This window comes from Campylobacter sp. IFREMER_LSEM_CL1085 (assembly GCF_025772235.1).
GTDB classification, from domain to species: Bacteria; Campylobacterota; Campylobacteria; order Campylobacterales; family Campylobacteraceae; genus Campylobacter_D; species Campylobacter_D lari_D.
The window spans coordinates 29476-50369 of sequence record NZ_JAKMRU010000012.1 but is presented as its reverse complement, the minus strand read 5'-3'; the positions used below and the strand labels follow the sequence as shown (position 1 = coordinate 50369).

The 20894-nt window shown below is 29.8% G+C and carries 21 protein-coding genes; 8 read left to right on the top strand and 13 right to left on the bottom strand.

The features are described from left to right. Positions 1–1232 (top strand): autotransporter outer membrane beta-barrel domain-containing protein (locus tag L8W56_RS06175; RefSeq protein WP_263659736.1); only part of this gene is annotated, 1232 nt, incomplete at its 5' end. A gap of 24 nt (positions 1233–1256) precedes the next feature. Further along, positions 1257–2150, top strand: a complete 894-nt coding sequence (sppA, locus tag L8W56_RS06170; RefSeq protein ID WP_263659735.1) for a signal peptide peptidase SppA — start codon at positions 1257–1259, stop codon at positions 2148–2150. Here the strand turns inward: sppA and ribD are convergent. The 13 genes from ribD to L8W56_RS06105 all read right to left on the bottom strand — a co-directional run bounded on the left by ribD (position 2147) and on the right by L8W56_RS06105 (position 14938). Beyond that, positions 2147–3139, bottom strand: coding sequence for a bifunctional diaminohydroxyphosphoribosylaminopyrimidine deaminase/5-amino-6-(5-phosphoribosylamino)uracil reductase RibD (gene ribD, locus L8W56_RS06165; protein WP_263659734.1), 993 nt, complete (start codon positions 3137–3139; stop codon positions 2147–2149). The genes sppA and ribD overlap by 4 nt on opposite strands. 8 nt (positions 3140–3147) lie before the next feature. Beyond that, positions 3148–4476, bottom strand: a complete 1329-nt coding sequence (locus tag L8W56_RS06160; protein ID WP_263659733.1) for an McrC family protein — start codon at positions 4474–4476, stop codon at positions 3148–3150. Beyond that, positions 4476–6386 carry an McrB family protein gene (locus tag L8W56_RS06155; protein ID WP_263659732.1) on the bottom strand — a complete coding sequence of 637 codons (1911 nt, stop codon included), beginning with the start codon at positions 6384–6386 and terminating at the stop codon, positions 4476–4478. Before L8W56_RS06155 ends, L8W56_RS06160 begins: the two co-directional genes overlap by 1 nt. Positions 6387–6397: 11 nt before the next feature. After that, complete coding sequence (locus L8W56_RS06150) at positions 6398–6685, bottom strand: hypothetical protein (RefSeq protein ID WP_263659731.1); 288 nt, start codon at positions 6683–6685, stop codon at positions 6398–6400. A gap of 73 nt (positions 6686–6758) precedes the next feature. Continuing rightward, the gene (gene rimP, locus L8W56_RS06145; protein ID WP_133319638.1) at positions 6759–7181 is read right to left on the bottom strand and encodes a ribosome maturation factor RimP; all 423 of its coding nucleotides are present in this window, start codon (positions 7179–7181) and stop codon (positions 6759–6761) included. Then, on the bottom strand, positions 7171–7533 hold the full coding sequence (rbfA, locus tag L8W56_RS06140; protein WP_039617407.1) for a 30S ribosome-binding factor RbfA: 363 nt from the start codon (positions 7531–7533) through the stop codon (positions 7171–7173). Before rbfA ends, rimP begins: the two co-directional genes overlap by 11 nt. Next, positions 7530–10160: a translation initiation factor IF-2 gene (gene infB, locus L8W56_RS06135; protein WP_263659730.1), complete on the bottom strand. Its 2631-nt coding sequence runs from the start codon at positions 10158–10160 to the stop codon at positions 7530–7532. Before infB ends, rbfA begins: the two co-directional genes overlap by 4 nt. Further along, positions 10141–10407 (bottom strand): DUF448 domain-containing protein, encoded by a 267-nt coding sequence (locus L8W56_RS06130; RefSeq protein ID WP_133319640.1) that lies wholly within the window; start codon positions 10405–10407, stop codon positions 10141–10143. Before L8W56_RS06130 ends, infB begins: the two co-directional genes overlap by 20 nt. 24 nt (positions 10408–10431) lie before the next feature. Then, on the bottom strand, positions 10432–11310 hold the full coding sequence (gene thrB, locus L8W56_RS06125) for a homoserine kinase (RefSeq protein ID WP_263659729.1): 879 nt from the start codon (positions 11308–11310) through the stop codon (positions 10432–10434). 8 nt (positions 11311–11318) lie between these two features. Further along, positions 11319–11726 (bottom strand): tRNA threonylcarbamoyladenosine biosynthesis protein TsaB, encoded by a 408-nt coding sequence (locus L8W56_RS06120; protein WP_263659737.1) that lies wholly within the window; start codon positions 11724–11726, stop codon positions 11319–11321. A gap of 41 nt (positions 11727–11767) precedes the next feature. Then, a complete protein-coding gene (lpxC, locus tag L8W56_RS06115) occupies positions 11768–12652 on the bottom strand; it encodes a UDP-3-O-acyl-N-acetylglucosamine deacetylase (protein WP_263659728.1) in 885 nt (294 codons plus the stop codon). Positions 12653–12654: 2 nt separating this feature from the next. Beyond that, positions 12655–14034 carry a M23 family metallopeptidase gene (locus tag L8W56_RS06110; protein ID WP_263659727.1) on the bottom strand — a complete coding sequence of 460 codons (1380 nt, stop codon included), beginning with the start codon at positions 14032–14034 and terminating at the stop codon, positions 12655–12657. A 76-nt stretch (positions 14035–14110) separates the two neighbouring features. Continuing rightward, positions 14111–14938 carry a prephenate dehydrogenase gene (locus tag L8W56_RS06105; protein ID WP_263659726.1) on the bottom strand — a complete coding sequence of 276 codons (828 nt, stop codon included), beginning with the start codon at positions 14936–14938 and terminating at the stop codon, positions 14111–14113. A gap of 77 nt (positions 14939–15015) precedes the next feature. Between L8W56_RS06105 and bamA the strand changes: the two genes are divergently transcribed. Genes bamA through L8W56_RS06075 form a run of 6 tightly spaced genes read left to right on the top strand, consistent with a single transcriptional unit; the run spans position 15016 to position 20851 of the window. Continuing rightward, a complete protein-coding gene (bamA, locus tag L8W56_RS06100; protein ID WP_263659725.1) occupies positions 15016–17232 on the top strand; it encodes an outer membrane protein assembly factor BamA in 2217 nt (738 codons plus the stop codon). Positions 17233–17282: 50 nt separating this feature from the next. Beyond that, on the top strand, positions 17283–18125 hold the full coding sequence (gene accD / locus L8W56_RS06095; RefSeq protein WP_263659724.1) for an acetyl-CoA carboxylase, carboxyltransferase subunit beta: 843 nt from the start codon (positions 17283–17285) through the stop codon (positions 18123–18125). Between the two features lie 2 nt (positions 18126–18127). After that, entirely contained in the window at positions 18128–18583 is a 456-nt protein-coding gene (locus L8W56_RS06090; protein ID WP_133319648.1) for a 23S rRNA (pseudouridine(1915)-N(3))-methyltransferase RlmH, read from the top strand. An 8-nt stretch (positions 18584–18591) separates the two neighbouring features. Further along, a complete protein-coding gene (gene dksA, locus L8W56_RS06085) occupies positions 18592–18948 on the top strand; it encodes an RNA polymerase-binding protein DksA (protein WP_133319649.1) in 357 nt (118 codons plus the stop codon). Further along, positions 18945–19928 carry a hypothetical protein gene (locus L8W56_RS06080; RefSeq protein WP_220566495.1) on the top strand — a complete coding sequence of 328 codons (984 nt, stop codon included), beginning with the start codon at positions 18945–18947 and terminating at the stop codon, positions 19926–19928. The genes dksA and L8W56_RS06080 overlap by 4 nt, the downstream gene beginning before the upstream one ends. Continuing rightward, positions 19925–20851: a tRNA dihydrouridine synthase gene (locus L8W56_RS06075; protein WP_263659723.1), complete on the top strand. Its 927-nt coding sequence runs from the start codon at positions 19925–19927 to the stop codon at positions 20849–20851. Before L8W56_RS06080 ends, L8W56_RS06075 begins: the two co-directional genes overlap by 4 nt. Positions 20852–20894 lie beyond the last annotated feature (43 nt).

Below are 20894 nucleotides of genomic sequence, written 5' to 3'. Positions count from 1 at the left end.
AACCAAAACCTGAACCAAAACCTGAACCAAAACCTGAACCAAAACCTGAACATGATAACTCTCAAATAATAGTCAAGCCTATTATAAAAAACAATGCATATAATACTCAAAATAGCACCATAGGACAAGCATTAAGAAGCATTAGAATGATGGATAACTTAAATGAAAACTATAAAAATTATTTTATTTTACTAGATAATGCAGATAAAAAAATCGTTCAAAGTAGTCTAAAAAGCTTGGAATCAAATGATTATTTATCCAATTCAATCCAATTATTAAACACCTACAGTAATTTCGGACAAAATAACATGCTCTCGACTCTTAATCCAACTTTCATAAATACACCTATGGAGGATATTAGATTAGCTAGTAATACTTATCCGACAAATTTATTATATCAAAGTGATGTAGCCAATTTTAATTTTTATGATAATCAAACATATATCTTCCAAATGGGACCTAGTTTTAAAAAAATATATGGTAATGATTTTCATGGAAGCTCCTATGGACTCAATCTTAGCGTAGGAAAAGAAATTAATTCTTCAATGTTCGCAACGCATTTAAGTACTTCATATTCTAATGTTGATTTTTCAACATCTAATATCAAAACAAAAAACGCAAATTTATCAAGCAATTATATTTTGAATTTAGAAAATTTTAAAATTTTAAGCGGTATTGGCATAGGATTATACTCAAGCAACATGCAAAGATATATACTAAATTCAGATACTTTAAAAGGAACATATAATGGATTGATAACTTCTACCCAATTAGGTGTAGCAAAAGAATTTAGTTATAATAAAAATTTAAATTTAACTCCTTTGGTATATTTTAATTACAATTATTTTCAACAAAATGCATTTAGTGAAAGCAGTGGAATTTTTTCAAAATCTTACGATAGCATAAAACACAACAGCACATCTTTAGTTTTAGGGATTACTTCTTCTTATGTATTACCAAATTTAGATGAAAATAAAAATACTATAACAGGTTCTATATTGTATGAAAAAAGATTAACAGGAAAAAAGATAAGCAATAATGCAAATTTTATTGATTTTAAAAATCAAAAATTTAAACAATACTATGATTTAGATACTAACTTACTCAACATTAACCTTGGACTAAATTTCAAACCAAATAAAACATTCTTTTTTGATATAAAATTATTAAATGAAATTTATAAAAATCAGTATAATGTTAATTTGGTGTCAAATTTTGGATTTAATTTTTGATTAAACAACTTAAAAAGGAAAAGAATGCAGATTATAAAATCATTTTTTAAAGGAATTGGAAAAACCATTTCTTATATCAACACTTATTTTAAAACCTTTGTGTTTTTGTTTATCGTGTTTTTGATCCTTACTCCAAGCGGGGATAATGCCAAACTTTCTAATGCAAACCTAGCTCAAATTAATCTTAAAGGTGAAATTAGCGATGCGAGCAATCTTTTAGAACAAATTTACAAAGTCAAAGATGATAAAGCTATAAAAGGGGTTTTGCTTTTTATAGATAGTCCTGGTGGAGCTTTTGCACCAAGCATGGAAATAGCTTTAGCTATACAAGATCTTAAAGCTAAAAAACCTGTGGTAGTCTATGCAGGTGGAACTATAGCAAGTGGAAGCTACCTAAGCGCAGTAGGAGCTGATATGATCATCGCTAATCCTGCTAGCTTTGTAGGATCTATTGGGGTAATTATGCAAGGTTTTGAAGTAAGTGAGCTTGCACAAAAACTTGGTATAAATGAGCAAACCATCAAAGCAGGAAGCTATAAAGAAGCAGGAACTTTCATGCGTAAATGGAGCAAAGATGAAAAAGACTTTTTGCAAAATTTAGCCAATCAAAGCTATGAACTTTTCACGCAATTTGTCGCTAAAAATCGCAAGCTAGATTTAAATCAAACAAGCTCATGGGCTGATGCGAAAGTGTTTTTAGCAAATGAGGCTTTAAAATTAAAACTCATTGATAAAATAAGCAATTACGAGCAAGCCAAAAAAGAGTTAGAAAAACTAGCCAAAGTGCAAAACCCTATCTGGCAAAAAGAAGATGCTATAGATAAGTTTTTAAAACGATTAGAAGAGCAAAGTGCTAGCTTTTTTGCTAACACTTTAGCGCAATTTTTCACACAAGTAAGCTCACAAAAAATCTACTAAGATTTAATAATCTCATAAAATCCATAAGTATCATTTTCTAAAAAGCCTTTGTATAAAGGCTTTAGCTTTAAATCTAACTTAACATTTTCAAAGGTATTTAAATTCGAGCTTGAAAAAATCAAAAGCATATCTAACTCATCTTTAAAGGCTTTTAAAAAATTCTCCCCGCCCTCATACATGATGAGCTTTGCTTCACTAGGAATGCTTGTAAAAATTTCTCTTTTGGGCACGCTAAATAAAGGAATGTTTGGATCAAAACTTTCTAAATTTTGATGGCTTAGTATGCATAAATTTGGTGCTTTAGCTTGAACTAACCTTGCATCTAAAATAGGCCTATCATGTCTTATAGTTTCTCCGCCCACTACAAGCAAATCAAGCTTTGAGCGTAATGTGTGAGCATAGGTTCTACTTGCTTTAGAACTTACGATTTTACCATAAGCAGAGCCATTTAAAGAAAGGGCTAGTTTAAAAAATTTAAAACTTGATTTTTGCCATTTTAAAAAAGGCTTTAAAAGCTCTTTGGCTCTTTGCTCGCAAATTCCCATGTGAACTTTTATGCCTTGATCTTTTAAAAACTCTGCTCCACCACTTGCGAGCTTATGCTCATCCTTAGTAGCAATAAAAACTTCACTAAAACCAAGTGTGCTAAAAAGCTTTGCACAAGGTGGGGTTTTGCCCTGATGATTGCAAGGTTCTAAACTCACATAAGCACTAGTGCCTTTTAACAACCCCTGATGATTTTTGCAAATAAACTCATGCAAATCGTTTGCATTTTGTGGTAAATCTAAATTTGGATTAAGCACTTTTAAGGCTTTACTCACTGCTTCAAGCTCTGCATGAGCCTTGCCTGCTTCTTTATGCGCTTCTATACTTAAGATTTTGCCATTTTTATCTAAGATCACACAGCCTACGGCTGGGTTTGGGTAGGTTAAAAGTTGATATTTCCAAGCTTTATCTATAGCTAAATTCATATAAAATTCGTGATTCATATTACTTCCTAAAAAGGTAAAGGTGCAAAAAATACCTTAAGCTTTACATGCTCATCACAAGCTTTTAAAAAACCTTGTGCTAAAAACTTAATATCTTTAGTTTTTAATTTCTCTCTTAAGTCAAAAGTTCTCTCACATAGAGGGTAAATAAGATAAATTTCCTTTATCTCGTATTTATTTGCATAAGCAAACATTTGGTATAAATCGCTTTGCGATATACCGTCCTTTTTCTCATCTTCGTTATCATCTGGAATTTTCCATTTGGTATCTAGGATCATTTTATTTTCTATATATAAATCAGGCTTTAACATAAAACACTTTTCATCATTTTTTGAAATTAAATACTTTCCACTACTTTGGGTTTTTATATTTTCACTAGGATTAGCAAGTTTAAACATATAAGCCACATAGTTTTCAAAAAGTTTTTCCATAGGAAAAAGTAAAGCAAAGGCTTCGTTTTTACCTTTATATGGAGCAAAGCTTTGATTTTGCAAAAATATCTTACACCAAGAAAGTATATTTTCATAATAATCAAAATGTCTTGAAATTTCAAAACTAAAATCTTTTTCGTAATTTGTAGAAAATTCTACCTCATCAAGCATTTGCATAGCTTTGATGATTTTATATTTATTCAAGCTTGTTTTGGATTTTAAAAAATTTAATGTTGATTTTATCAAACGATTTGGCGCTATGTCTAAAACAAATTCATCGCTACTTGTGAAAAATCTTTCTTTGTGTATTAAATTTGATTTTATATGCTCATTAAAAAGTAATTTTCCTTTTAAAAAAGTTCTGTTTTCTTCGCTACTTACATAAGATCTCATCAAACCTTTTTTATACACACTATCAAATTCATCTAAAAACATCGCGATAAATACTTCAAACAAAGGCATTTTAGCAATTTGTAAAGATGAAATTTGAGACTTTTTAAAGGGGAAATTTTTTAAGGTTTTTAGCATGTTGATTAAAAGATTTCTAGGATCATTTTTAAGATCTTCTTCACTAGAATCATCATTTTTAGAGATATTTTCTAATTCGTAGTATTTTTTTAATTTTTCTTTATCATAATTTGAGGATTTATCTTCTTTTTTATAGCTATCCAAATTTGTGCATTTTGGAAAGATCTCCAAAACACCGCTTTTAGTCTGTATAATGCCGACATAATTTTTAGCTTTTAAGGTATTTTTGTTTTTAAAGCCTAGAAGACTTTCATTATTTTTTGCAAAGTCTTCTAGCTCTTTATAAAATATTTCAGTCTTTTCTTTGAAAATTTCTTTTAAATCTTCTTTAGAAAAAGCTTGATATTCGATGATAGAAAAAGTGTTAATTGTTTTCATTATTCATATATTTTTTTAAAAGTAGCTTCATCCCATTTTTGACTATCACTAAACTTATAAATAACCTTATCACTTTCTATAAATTCTGTCATATTTTTTAAATAATCTTTATTTTCAACAATAACATTTTCCAACATACCATTTTTATTTAAAACTGCGTCAATCAAAGCATAATCATTATAAAAATACTCTTGCAGTAGCGGGATGATTTTATTTTGAAAAACATTTTTTAATTTCTCTAAATTCTCAATGCCTATAAAAAATGCATGTCCTATAGTCTTTTCTCTATCTAGCAAGTATTCTATGCGAGTATTAATAGCTTTTAATAATTCTTGCAAATTAACACCTTCGCAATTATCTGACAAAACATTAGGTTTAGGTATCATCTCGATAAATTCAAAGCGTCTTCGCAAAGCTGTATCAAGTGAAGTTATACTTCTATCAGCTGTATTCATAGTGCCTATGATATAAACATTCTTAGGCACTCCAAATTTTTCACCGCTATAAGGCAAAGTAACTTTTAATCCCTCGCTTTCATCTATTCTTTTGCTAGGTTCTATTAAAGTGATAAGCTCACCAAAAATCTTACTTACATTACCACGATTAATCTCATCTATGATTATTATATAAGGTTTTAAGTTATCTTTTTTTATTTTAAATTTTTCATTTTGCAAACTTTCAAATTCTTTTAATTTTTTATAAAACATAAAATAATAAGTCGCATTACCATGGTAATCACTTTGGCTGTCATATTTTGGCTTAATATCTTTAAAAGATAAAATTCTTCCATTTATAAAATCTAAATAATCTCTTTTTATAACATCAATAGTCAATCTTTGAGGACTTTTAATTGAGCCACCCAACAAAAAAGAACGATATTCATCTTTGGAATTTAAAAGGATTTTTTTAACATTAACTTTATTTTCTAAAGGAAATTCATTTCCTTTGTCTAGAAAATTTTGATTAATATAATTAGCAAATTCAAAAATTAATTTATCTAAGTCAGTTTCATTCTCATTTTGTATTGATGAAATATAGTTTTTCAAAGATTTATCACACAATTCTTTAAAAACACCATTTTTTATCTCATATTTTAATTCTTGAGAATTTTCATCGTTATTTATTATAGGTTTTATACCTTCTACAAATTCTTCATATCCATAGCTTTGATGAAAAGTGGTAAAAACTATTTGCCCATTTTTTACATACTCATCAAATAATTCTTTTCTATTTTTTCTATCATCTTTGCTTGGAATTTGTATTTTTTCTTCTTTTGATATAATCTCTAAAGCCTTATCTATCGTTTGATAAGTTTTTCCTGTCCCTGGAGGCCCATAAAGAATTTGATTTAAAGGCGGATTTTGATTTTCTTTTTTATTTGATATTTCATTTTCATTATTTCTTATTTCTTTATTATTGCTTATAGATAAAGCATTTCTATCTTGAATTTCATTTAATGGCAACTTTGCAAACCATTGCATATTTTCTATGATTTTATCAACAATCACTTCAATATCATTATTTAAATTTAGATAATTAAAAGCCACATTATTGAACTTTGTATTATATTCGTCAACTTTATTTTTTGCAGTATAGTTAATTATTACATCCTCGCTCTCTCCGATACAAACTATGATTTCTCCATTTTCTCGCTTTATGCCGCAATACACATAAACACCATAAGATGCCTTATACTCTTGCGTATCCATTCTTACAAATATAATCCAAGGAATTTTAGATACGATTCCTCTTCCATAACTCAATTTGACAAAATAGCTATATTTTTTTAAAAAATTAAAATTATCCTCTTCATCTTTTCGAGAGAATTTATTACCACCATATGCATTGTTAAAAAAATTAATCAAATAATCTTTAAATTTTTCTCTTTCTTCATTAGAAAATTCAATCATAATACAGCCTTTTAATCTATAATCGCAAATAACTTGCAATTTTTATAATATCTATAAAATCTTTCCCCATTTTTATTCATAGTTCTTAAATAGGTAAAAACGGGTGAAGTCCATTTATAGCCTTGACTTTTTGTATGAAATTCATCTATTAATTTATCATCTTGATAAACATACACACTCATGCCACCATTTTTTACAACTGCTTCTTTAAATTCATCTTCATCTTTTGGAAAATGATAATACACATTGCCATTTTTATCTGCTTTACTGATTTTATAATCATATTTATTTTCAAGCATTATACGCCTTTTTTATTCTTATGTTTAAATTCAATTATACAAAAGATAAGTAAAAATTTAGATTTCTAAATTTTTACCATTGTATGAAAGTTTTAGCTTTTCTTATGTCGCTAAAATTTAAAGTAGTTTTTTCTTGAGTTTCTAAATTTTCTAAAGTGATATTTTCATCATCTACGGCGATAATTTTTGCTTCGATTTTTTCTTTTTCACTAGTTGTGATTTTTACAAGTTCGTTAATGCTTTTTGCAAAATGCTCAATTTTGCTAAGTTTTCTCTCAAGCCCACAGCTTGATACTTCTAAAAAATACTCCCCGCCCACAGGTGGCTCTACATCAAAAATAGGCGATAAAATCTCACTAAGCTTAGCACAATCATCAAGATTTACCCCGCCTTCTTTTTGCACATAAATTCTATAAATCTTTCTACCATTTTCACTTACTAGCTCATCATCATAAAAGCTAAGCCCTGCTTCTTTACAAAGTGCTTCAAGATTCATTTTGTTCCTTTTTGATTTTTTCAAATAAAGCATCCATATGATTTTGATACTCTAATCTATCATCAAATTTAAAGTGAAAATTCGGACATCTATACCACCCTTGCTCACTCATGCAATAATTTTGCAAAGCACGGGCGGCTTTTTTGAGTTGATTGAGTATGATTTCTTGCTCTTGGGTATTAAAAAACATTTTATCTAAATACACAAAAGCATCGTATCTGCCTTTTTTACACTCTACATCCACTACGCACAAATTTTTTAAAGCTTCGTTGTCTAAATTTGCTAAAGCTTCTGGTATAAGTTCTTTTAAAATGCTTTCTGTGCGTAGCTTTTTGATTTCGGCTGGGTTCATAGGCTTACTTGTTCCTCAACTTCTTTGTAACTTTCTATATAATCCCCCACTCTCATATCATTACAACCTTCTATGCCTACACCGCATTCATAGCCTTTTGCAACTTCTCTTACATCATCTTTAAAGCGTTTGAGTGAGCTTACATTACCTTCAAATACCACAACCCCATCTCTAATGAGTCTGATTTTCGCACCACGATTGATTGTGCCTTCTGTTACCATACAACCTGCGATTTGTCCTAGTTTTGGCACACTGATCACTTGGCGAATTTCAGCTTGACCAAGTTGTTCTTCAGAGATAATAGGGCTCATCATACCACCTAGCAAGGCTTTTACATCATCAAGCAAGTTATAAATAACATTATAAGTTTTTATCTCTACGCCTTTATCTTTGGCACGCTCTTTGATCTCACCAGTTGGGCGTATATTAAAGCCTAAAACGATAGAGTTTTCACTAGCACTTGCAAGCTCTATATCGCTTTGAGTAATCCCACCTACGCCACTATGGATGATATTAACCTTAATCTCATCGTTTTTAAGTTTTTCTAAACTAGCCTTAATCGCTTCAAGTGAACCTTGCACATCTGCTTTTAAGATCACAGGAAGGGCTTTTAAATTGCCTTCTTTGATTTTTGCACCAAGCTCATCTATGCTTACTTTAGTAGATTTACTTAGTTCTTTTTGGCGGTTGTATTCATGGCGTTTATTAGCATATTCTCTTGCTTGCTTATCACTATCTACGGCTATTAGCGTTTCTCCTGCATCAACTACTTCACTAAGACCTATGATCACTCCGCACTCACCTGGACCTATTTCTTTTAAAGCTTTGCCTTGATCATCACTCATAGCACGCACTTTACCATAAGCTTCCCCTGCTACGACTGTATTTCCTACTCTTAAAGTACCATTTTGCACGATGATAGTAGCCACAGGACCTCTACCTTTTTGCACTGAAGATTCTATAATACTTGCTTTAGCATGGGCTTTTGGATTTGCTTTAAGCTCTAAAATATCAGCTTGTAATAATACAATTTCAAGTAAATCCTCTATACCATCACCTTTTTTAGCTGAAACTGGCACAAATTCATGGCTTCCGCCCCATTCTACTGGCATGATGTCCATTTCTGCTAGTTGGGTTTTTACCATGTCAGGATTTGCGTTTTCTTTATCCATTTTATTAATAGCAATGATGATAGGCACATTAGCTGCTTTTGCATGATTGATCGCCTCTTTAGTTTGTGGTTTTACCCCATCATCTGCAGCTACTACGATAATAACAATATCCGTTATACTAGCTCCCCTTGCACGCATAGCAGTAAATGCCTCATGGCCTGGAGTATCGATAAAAGTGATTTTTCTACCATTTTTTTCCACCATATAAGCGCCAACATGCTGAGTGATCCCACCTGCTTCGCCACTTGCAATACGTGATTTTCTTATATAATCAAGCAAAGAAGTCTTACCATGATCCACATGCCCCATGATAGTGATAACCGGGGCTCTTTGGCTTAAATTTTCTTCTGTTTGATTTTCATCATAATCTTTTACATAATCAAACTCATCAGCCTCATCAATGATATTAATCTCCACTCCAAATTCAGCAGCAAGAATTTCTATAGCATCCTCATCTAAAAAGTCATTTTTAGTCGTCATCATACCAAGCATGAAAAGTTTAGAGATAACTTCTCCGGTGTTTTTACCAAGTTTTTCAGCAAATTCATACACACGAATTTCTTTAGGTATGCTTACACTTGTTATAGCTTCACTTTCTTTTTTCTCTACCTTTTTAGGTGGTTTTTTACGACTTCTTCTTTGTATACCACCCTCGCCAAATGGGTTGATAGAGTTATTTAAAGATTGCTTTAAGATATTTGGTTGTTTTTTGTTTGCTGGTTGTGCTGGTTTGTTTTCTTTTACACTAAAATCAGGTAAAACTACCATATCGTCATCTTCTAAAGAAATATCAGCAAAGTCTTTATCTCCTAAAAGATCCATTTTAGTAGTGTTTTCTTTTTTACTTGTCGCAGGATGATTTTTCTTTTCTTTTTTCTTTCTTTTTAAATTCTCATCTGAATTTGAAAAAATCATACTAAGGCTCAAGCCTTGAGTATTTTGTATATTAGATTTTTCTTCATTGTTTATTTGGTTTTCTTTGCTTTCTTCTTTTTTCTTTTTAACGATAACTAAACCTCTTCTTTTAGCTAAATTTAAATTAGAGCCTAGTTTTTCATCGAATTTAATTTCTTCTTTTTTTTCCTCTAATGCTTCATTTTTAATAGGATTTTCAGGTTGCTTTTCTTCTTTTTTACTTTCTTCTTTCTTTTCATTTGTTGTTTTAACAGGAGTTTTTGTTTCTTTTTTAGTAGTTTTTTTCTCTTCTTTTTTGCTTTCTTCTTTTTTAGTAGTTTTTTTAGTCGCGCTTTCTTTTTTAGGCTTTGCCACTTTTTTTACCACATCTAGTATTTCACCTGATTGCACATATTGATAAATCGCTTCTGCGATTTCAGAAGATACTTTTTTGTTAGGGGATTTTATATCCTCCAAGCCTATTTCATTGGCTTTTTCTATAATTTCTTTACTAGTATATCCTAACTCTTGAGCGATTTCGCTAATCTTTACATCTGTCATTAAAAAATATCTCCTTTAAATCCTGCTGATTTATACTGCCATAAAAATTGCCTTTGCAAGCTCTCATAAAAGCCTTTTGCAATGTTTTTTCATCTTTTTCAAAACATGGATTACAAATATATAAACTCCTACCAAATTCCACTTTAGTGATAATTTGAGAATTTTTTATTTGAAATTGATGCAAACTTTGCTTTTCATAACGACCTTTGCAAACAATGCACATTCTAATGGGTATATGGTTTTTCAAAATTATATCTTTTTTTTGGAATTTTTAGCAAATTTTAAAGCCCTCATCATCAAATTCTAAAAGCTCAACTCTAAATTTAGCAAATTTATTTTTGATTTTTTCTTTGATTTGTTTAGCATCATCTTTATAGGCTAGAGTGAAAAAACTCGAACCTGAGCCTGAAAGCGTGCTCATGAGAGCATTATTATCTAAAGCTAATTTTTGTACTTCAAAAAGCTCAGGTAAAAGTTTCATTCTTTGATTTTGATGAAGTTTGTCTAAACTTGCATATTTCAACATGTCATATTTTTTTTCTAAAAAACAAGCTGTTAAAAATGAAGCATGACAAAGATTAAAAACAGCATCTTCTAGATTAATTTTTTTAGCTAAAACTGTTCTTGATTTTTGAGTATTCATCGCTACATTTGGTATAGTTATAACAGCTTGTAAGTCTTTATCTACTTCTTTTTTTATAGCTAAGACTTTTTGATTGTGATTTAATGCACACACAAAACCTCCAAGAGCTGCTGGAGCTATGTTATCTGGATGATTTTCATATTTTAAAGCTTCATTTAAAATGATATTTTTATCTGCTTTAAATCCGCTTAATTCATAAGCACAAGCAATAGCTCCAATTATTACAGCAGAAGAACTTCCCATACCTCTTGCTAAAGGGATATTATTTTGAAAAACAAAACGAAAATTATCTTTTTTACCGCTAAGTCTTTGATAAATTTCATAAAAAATATTAACAAAAGTATTATTTTTTTTAAGATAGATATTATTTTCACCTTCTCCATGTATGTTAATACTAAAAAATTTAGATTTTTCAACTATGGTTTGATTAAAATGTTTTAAACTCAAGCCCAAACAATCAAAACCAGGACCTAAATTTGCACTTGTCGCAGGAACTAAAATTTTCATTTTTTACCTTAATTAATTGCATCTAAAACATAAAAAGGTGTACTTTCTTTGCTTAAATTTAAACCTTTTAAACTTTGAGGCATAAAAAAACTTCCTGCTTGTGTCTTCTCTAAAATAATTTCACCATTGTCTTTTTTTACAAAACATAAATGTTTGTTTGCAGGTATAGGAGTGTTGTTATTTAACTCAAAAGCACTGATTGCTTTTAAAGGAATGTTTTTGACTATGGCTAATGTCTCAAAAGAAACATAAGAAATCTTTATACCCATGTAAGAACCTGGTCCATGTACATAAATAAGCTTTTCAAACTCATATTGCGAAAGTAATTCTTGCAATATTTTTGGTAAAACCTCGCTAACTTTTAAATCACTTTCAATGGTATTTAACAATAAATCATTTTCATAAATACCAAGCATTAAAGGTTTTGCTATGGCATTTAAAAGCAAAGTAACCTTTTTTATGCAAAAACCTTTTCATAAACCTTATGTGTGCTTTTTTCTAAGCTTACCACTTCATAGGCACTAGGATCTTTTAAAAGTTCTTTAGTTAAAAGATGATTAAGCTTGTGTGAACCTGCATAAGAAGTATAATCTCCAAAAACTCTACATCCAAGCAAGGTTAAATCCCCAATAGCGTCTAAAATTTTATGACGCACAAATTCATCCTTAAAGCGCAAACCTTCAGGGTTTAAAATACGATTATCATCAACCACAACAGCATTTTCTAGGCTTCCACCAAGACCTAAATTCATAGCTCTTAAAGCTTGAACATCTTTTAAAAATCCAAAGGTTCTTGCTCTTGCTATTTGCTCTATGTAGTTTTGTTTGCTAAATTCAAAACAATAATTTTGTTTGCCTATAATAGGATTATCAAATTCGATTGTATAGTTTATAATAGGCATATCCGTAGGACTTAAACGCACAAATTTATTGCCTTCTTTTACTTCTACACTTTTTTTAATCACTAAAATTTTTTTTGCCGCATCAAGCTCTTTTATACCTGCTTCTTCAAGCATCATACAAAAACCTATACTGCTACCATCCATTACAGGAGCTTCGTTTGCGTCTAAAACTATACGCACATTATCAATACCATAAGCATTAATCGCGCTCATTAAATGTTCTATAGTAGAAACATAACCCCTATGATCGCCTATTACAGTAGCCATTTGTGTATCGATGACATTTTCAGGCTTTGCTTCATAAGAAATTCCCAAATCACTTCTATAAAACACTATACCACTACCAGCTTCTAATGGCTCTAATTTTATACCAATAGGCTCACCCTTGTGCAAACCTATACCAACACCTTTAACTTCTTTTGCTATTGTTGTTTGATTCATTTTTATTCACTCAAAATTCTTTTTTTGCTTGATTCTAATACATTATAGATATTTTCTTTTATCCATTTTGCATCTTGCCATTGCTCAGGACGCACTTCAACACCTTGCACCAAAACACCAAAATGCACATGATCTCCAAGTGCTAAGCCTGTAGTGCCTGTAGTGCCTATAACATCACCCGCTTTAACTCTATCGCCCACATTTACATCCACATTAGTGCAATGTCCATAAAGAGTATAAATCCCAAAACCATGATAAATAATAATATTTAGTCCATAAATTCCATTTTCTTGTACAAATACCACTTCACCATCGTTATTGCTAATGATAGGCGCTTCTTTTACGCTTGCTAAATCAAGTCCCATATGATAAGAACTACTAAATGCTTGATTATTATAAGAATAAAATCTATGGTCAGCATAATCAGCCACTTTTTGGCCATTTTTTAAAGGCTTGAAAAGATTGACTTTAAAATTATTAATCATAGTATCAGGAACTTTACTCGTAATATCATGAATGATAACTTCATTAGAAGCTCTTAAGTCCTCATTAACAAATTTAAATTTTTCAAGCCTGCTTAACTCTCTATCTTTTGGAGCATATTTTTGTGCTAAAAATTCAATCTTTCCATCTAAAAATCTATCACTTACTTTTATATTAGATACTCGGTATTTTTTATTGGTAAAATAATATCTAATTCTTTGCTTGTTTACATTACCTGCTTTATCTACTGCCACTACATAAGCTCTAAAATGCTCATCAGTTGCCTCCCAAGGAATCAAAGCAGCATAATATCCTTCTTTCACATAAGGAGTTGCTTTAAAAATTTTATCTTTATCAGTTGTGATATAAACTTCTTGCAAATTCTCATCACTTGCTTTAAATACCACACTACCTACTCCACCTTGTTCGATTTGATAAGAATTGTCTAAAATTTCTACAAATGGTTTTTTGGTATCAATGATAACTTTCACTTCTTTAAGCGCTTGATTTCCTAAAAAGAAATTCCAAAAACTACTATCACTTGCTTCTATTACAAGCTTATAAGAATCAACATTTTCTTTATAAGCTGGTTTTGGTAGTTTTAAATCAAAATGGACACTTTTTTTATTACCTTTAACATGTTCATTAACAAGCATTTCACCATTTAATTCATTTGCTTTAAATAGTGTGACTTTAACATCTTTTAAAACGCTTTCATCGCTTATTTCTATAGATATAGGATCTGTTAAATTGCTATAAATAATATCTGATTTTGTTTGGATTAATGGAGGATTTTTTTCAAACAGCTTTGTATTTAACACAAAAACCCCAAAGGCTAAAAGTATTAAAAAAACTAGAAAAATCCATTTTTTATTTGATCTTTTACGCGTAAAAACCATATTCTCCACTTTCATTGTATAATTTTTGTAAAAATATATTATGCTTTAGCAAATTAAGAGTAAATTATAAAAAATTTTACAAAATTTCTCTTAACTTATTTGCACTTTTAATCCAAGCTTCAAGTTCATTTATATCACATTTTTCTATCATTTTTTTACACTCTTGTAATTCTTTTTGAAATAAATCAATAGAATTTAATAAATTTTGTTTGTTTTGTTCAAAAATACCACTCCACATTTGAGGGTTTGATTTTGCAATTCTACACATATCTTTAAAAGAAGGACCTCCTAGGTGGGCTATATTTTTTTTATTTTCTTCTTTCATTACAAAATTTGCCAAGGAAAAACTAATCACATGCGGTAAGTGTGAAATGATAGAAGCATGATGATCATGCGCGATACTATCCATAAATACAAGCTTCATTCCTAAATCTGAAAAAATTTCTATAGCTCTTTTTTGATGGATATGATCAGCATTTTGCACATCACATAAAACACAAACTGCATTTTTATATAAGTCTTTTATAGCTGCATTTGGACCGCTATTTTCTGTTCCTGCCATAGGATGAGCTGCGATAAATTGACTTTGTAAATCAGATGGTAAATTTTTAATAATTTCTTCTTTTGTACTTCCAAGCTCAATGATAGTGCAATCTTTAGAAATATCTTGAAATTCTTTTAAAATTTTTACAATAGCTCTTACAGGGATAGCTAAAAAAATTACATCACATTTTTTTAACTCTTCAAATGAAACAATTTTATCTATTAATTTTCGCTCTAGCGCGATTTGTTCAAATTCTTTGTTTATATCATATCCGCAAACTAAATCTATTAATTTATTCTCTCTTAAACTAAGGCCCAAAGATCCACCTATTAAGCCAAGTCCGATTATACCTACTTTCATAAATTTTCCTTAAAAAGCATTAGTTAAAAATATTTTGGTATTATAACGATTTTGTATATAAAAATTTAGGTAAAATGATGAAAAAATGGTTTGTTTTCTTTGCACTCTCAAGTTCTTTATGTGCAGCTACGATTAAAGATATAAAATTTGAAGGCTTATCGCAACTTTCTAAAGAAAGTGCTATTGCGATTTCTAAATTAAAAATAGGACAAAAAATCGATCCTGCTAGTATAGATACAGCAATTAAAAACCTTTTTGATAGAAATTATTTTAAAGATATAGTAGTAGAAGAAAAAAATGGGGTGCTAACTTTTAAAGTAATAGAAAAACCTTCCATTGGAAAAATAGATATTCAAGGTATAGCAAGTAACGATAGAAAACAAATAGAAAGCCTTGTTGGTTTAAAACCTGGAATTTTATATGATGAAAATTCAGCTAAAGACGCAGCTGAAAAAATCAAACTTTTTTATCAAGCCAAAGGTTTTTATGATACTGTTGTAGAAATCAAAGATGAAAAATTAAGTAATTCAAGCTCATTAAAACTTACTTTTGTTGTAAATCGTGGGGAAAATATCATCATAGAAAAAGTACATTTAAGTGGTGCAAAAAATTTAAGCTATTCAGATATTGAACCTGCGGTAGCAAATAAACAAAGAGAAGCCCTAGGCTGGATGTGGGGCTTTAACGATGGTAAGCTTAAAATCTTTGATCTTGCAAATGATAGCTCAAGAATTTCAGATGTATATTTAAAAGAAGGTTATCTTGATGTGAGCGTATCTCCTGCTTTTTTAAATACTTACACAGATACTTATCAAGCTGATTTAACTTATTTTATCAACGAGGGTGAGGTTTATAAAGTTAAAGGAATTAAAATTTTTAATCCTATTTTTAGTGATGAAGAAAATGAAGCTTTAGCAAATGATTTAAAATTAAGTGTTGGAAAAATAGTTAATATAGAAAAACTAAGAGAAGATATAAAAACTATAGAAACAAAGACAGCTGATTTGGGTTATGCTTTTGTACAGGTTATACCTGATATACAAAAAGATAAAGAAAACCATGAAGCTATGATTATTTTTAAAGTCATACCTAATGAAAAAGTATATGTTAGAAATGTTGAAATTTCAGGTAATACTAAAACAGTTGATAGGGTTATTCGTAGAGAGCTTTATCTAACCGAAGGCAATCTTTATAATAGAACTGATTTAATAGACTCAAGAAATGCTCTAAGAAGAACTGCATATTTTGAAAATGTAGATATTAAAGAACAAAGAGTAGATGATACACATATTGATTTGATAGTAGAAGTCAAAGAAGCTTCAACTGGAGCTATTTCAGGTGGTATTGGTTATGGAACTAGTGATGGAATTTTACTTAGTGCTTCATTATCTGATGCAAATATCTTAGGCTCTGGCATGAAAGGAAGTGTAAGTATAGACAAAGGCGATGATACACTTTCAGGTAGAATATCTTTAAGAAATCCTAGAGTAAATGATAGTGATTATTCTCTTGGAGGATCATTATATTCAGATCGTTTAGAATGGGATAGTTATGATGAGAGAAACTATGGTTTTGATATAAGTGTTGGTAAAACTTTGGGAAGATATACAAGTATAGATTTAACTTACAATCTTGAGCAAAGTGATATTTATCATTTGAGTGATCGCTTAATCGCTCAAGGATATAAACTTGGTAAAACTTACAAAAGCTCTATCACTCCTTCAATAGTATTTAACAATACAGATGATTATTATCTACCAAGATCAGGTTTTATCGCTTCAACCTCACTTGAATATGCAGGCTTAGGTGGAGATCAAGAATTTATAAGCTCTACTACTAAATTTAATTATTATCAAGGCTTAGAAGAATTTATAGGTTGGGATTTGATTTATCGCTATAAAGCAAGTTTTTATAAGGTATGGGATCAAGGTTATTTACCTATCAATGAAAAATTATACCTTGGAGGCATAGGAACTATTAGAGGTTTTGATAGAAGAAGCGTGAGTCCTAAAAACAAATGGGGTGATGAAACAGGTGGTACAGTGGCTTTTGCAAATTCTGTAGAGCTTAGCTTTCCAATCTTTGATAGAATCAAACTAAGAGGAAGTGTGTTTTTTGACTATGGTGCCATAGGTGAGAGTTCTTTAAGTCAAATTCAAAGATGGAGCACAGGTGTTGGCTTTGAGTGGCTAACCCCACTAGGTGCTTTAAATTTAGTTTTTGCTAAACCATTTAACACTAATTCAAAAGACGACTTAAGCAAATTCGAGTTTATGTTGGGTGCAAGATTTTAAAAATACTAAAATCTTGCTATAATTTTGAAATTTTATTTTAGGTAGAGATAATGAATTTTTTAGATATTTTTTCTAGTATAAGACGCAAACAAGCCGCTCCAAGCGAAGCTCCAAATCACTGGGTAAAATGTAATTCTTGTCATGCGTTAATGTATTATAAAGAAATAGAAACTTGTTATAATGTTTGTCCTAAATGTAATTTTCATATGAGATTAAATCCTTTAAAACGCATCGAGCTACTTAGTGATGAAGATACTTTTATAGAAATGGATAAAGACTTACATGCGATTGATCCGCTTAAATTTGTTGATAGTAAATCATATAAAAAAAGATTAGCAGAAAATGAAGAAAAAACAGGAAGAAAAAGCGCTATAATAAGCGGCGAGTGCAATATAGATGGCATTAAAACTCAATTAGTTGTTTTTGATTTTTCTTTCATGGGTGGAAGTTTGGGCTCAGTAGAAGGTGAAAAAATTCTTAGAGCTATTGAAAGAGCGATTGAGAAAAAAACTCCTGTTGTTATAGTGAGTGCAAGTGGTGGAGCTAGAATGCAAGAAAGCACTTATTCTTTAATGCAAATGAGTAAAACAAGTGCGGCATTAAAGCTATTAGCAGAAGAAAAGCTTCCTTATATTTCAGTCTTAACCGATCCAACTATGGGTGGAGTGAGCGCATCGTTTGCTTGGCTTGGAGATATCATTATGGCTGAACCTGGCGCCCTAGTAGGCTTTGCAGGAGCTAGAGTTATCAAACAAACTATAGGTGCTGATTTACCAGAGGGCTTTCAAAAGGCCGAATTTTTACTTGAACATGGATTAATTGATGCTATTGTAGAAAGAAGTGAACATAAAAAATTTATAGCAGATTTTTTAAGATTTTTTTCTAAAAATTAAAAATGCATATTAATCTTTTAAGCATTCAAAAAAACAATAATAATGAATTTAGTAAAATAGATGAGCACTACACCAAGCTCATCAAAAAATTTTGCAATTTTAATGATATTTGTATTTTTAACAATAAAATTAATTTAGCACAAAATACCAATACCATAGAAGCAAAAAAATCTTATACAAACGCGCTAAATCCTTATAAAAAAGGTTTTTGCATAGCTTTAGATGAAAAGGGTAAAGAGCTTACAAGTATAGAATTTGCTAAATTATTACAAGATAAAAATGAAATTTCTTTTTTTATAGGCGGTGCTTATGGCCTTGAAAAAGAATTTATCGCACAAATGCATACAAGCATAGCTCTTAGCAAAATGACTTTAGTGCATAAATTTGCTAAAACTATGCTTTTAGAACAAATTTATCGTGCATTTTGCATTAATACAAATCATCCATACCACAAATAGGAGCATTTATGCAAGAGTTAAATCTTGAAGAATTTAAAAATATATTACTTCAAAGACAAAAAGAAATTTTACAAGAACTTCAAGGTAATATAGACAATATCCATGATCTACAAGATAGTGAACCAAGAGATGAAGTTGATTTACAGCAAATTGACAACAGCTCACATATTGACTTAAAAATCAATGAAAATTTAAAAACAGAATTAGAAGAAATTAAACATTCATTAAGCAAAATAGATAACAATACTTATGGAATTTGTGAGTATTGTGATGAAGATATACATCCTGAAAGACTCAAAGTAAAACCTCACGCAAAATATTGTATAAATTGTCGTGAAAACTTAGAAAAAAGGAAAGAATTATGAAAGTAAAATTATTTTTCTTTGCAAGTTTGGTTTATCTTTTAATCGTAGCAGCCTTAGTTTATAATCTAAATTTGGGAAATTACACTTTCACAATTTCTACTTTTGAGCTAAATTTACCTATCAGCTTGTGGGTAATTTTACCTGCATTTATTTTGATGGTTTTAGCTTTATTGCATATGAGTTTTTATGGCTTTTTAAAACATTTACAATACAAAAATCTTATTAAAGATAGCAAAAATTATGAAAATTTTTTAATTGATGTATTTTTGAAAAAAATAAGCAAAATTAAATTTAAAACTCAAGAATTTCAAGATATAGCCAAAAACACTCAAGCTCTTTATTTTAAAGAAAAAAATCAAAATACAAAAATAGATGATATTATAAATATTTTAGAGCAGTTAGACAAAAAGGAATTTGTGGAATTAAAAAAATACAAACTCGATCCACATAATGAAATTTTCATTTTAAATGAAAAAAATCATTTCCAAAAAGATAGCGACTATGCTTTTTCTTTTATTAAAAATAAAGAAACTCTGACAAATGAATTAGAAAATTTTGCTTATAAAATGGTATTAGATAATGCACCTTATAGCCAAATTAAAACACTAAAAATACAAAAAAATCAAGATGATATTTTATTACTTTTGGATAGATTTGAAAAAGAAAATTTGGAATTAAATCATGCTGAAATCGAAGTTTTGCTTAGCATGAATACCTTAGATGATAAGTCATATTTACAATGCACAAAAATACTTTGTAAAAAAATAGAGCCTCAAATATTAATTGCTTTATTTAAAAAGTTAAAAGATAGTCATTCTCAAGCTTTAAGAGCTTATCTTTATACTTTAGCAGAATTTGGTATGTATGATGAATTGCTTAATGAATTAGGAAATGATCAAAACGAACATAAGGATTTTAGACTCTTGCTCTTTTTAAGAGAACATAATAAAAAAATAGAACTCGAAAAATTTATACAATGATAGATTTTAGTAAAAAACCTTTGTTTTTAGCTCCTATGGCAGGTTTTTCAGACTTGCCTTTGAGAAATTTAGTTAAACAATTTGGGGCTGATGTAACAATTAGTGAGATGATAAGTTCTAATGCTTTAGTGTATGAAAGCTCAAAAACTCTTAAAATGTTGGAAAAAGCTGAACTTGAGAATCCTTATATAGTTCAAATTGCAGGCTCGGATGAAAGTGTGATTCAAAGGGCGGTAGAAATATTAAATCGTTTTGATTTTATAGATGGGATTGATTTTAATTGCGGCTGTCCTGTAAATAAAGTTATAAAACAATGTGCAGGCAGTGCTCTTTTGCAAGATCTTGATAAATTGCAAAGAATTTTAGAACTTATCAAAAAAACAAGCAATAAAAAGCTAACTAGTGTCAAAGTAAGATTAGGGTTTGAAAAAAAAGATCCTATTACCATTGCTAAAGCATGTGAAAATGCTGGGGTAGATTTTATCAGTATGCATGGTCGCACTAGAAAACAAATGTATAGTGGAAATTCTGATTATGAAGCTATAGCTTTAGCTAAAGAAAATATCAAAATTCCTTTAGTTGCAAATGGCGATATTAGCACAGAAAATGCTAAAGAAGTTTTTAAAATAACAAATTGTGATGCATTGATGATAGGGCGTGCAAGCATAGGAAAACCTTGGATATTTCACGAGGTAAAAACTGGTAAAAAAATCGATAAAACTTTAAAAAACAAAATCATCTTTACGCATTTTGAAGAAATGCTAAAACATTATAAAGAACAAGGTATAAGCATATTTAGAAAGCACTTACATGAATATTCTAAAGGCTATGAAGATGCTTCAAATTTTAGAGATTGTGTTAATCGCATTAATGATGCAGAAATTATGCGAAAATATATGCAAGAATTTTTCAATAAGGAATGATTTTTGCTTGTAAAATTCTAAGCAATATGAATGAAGAGATACC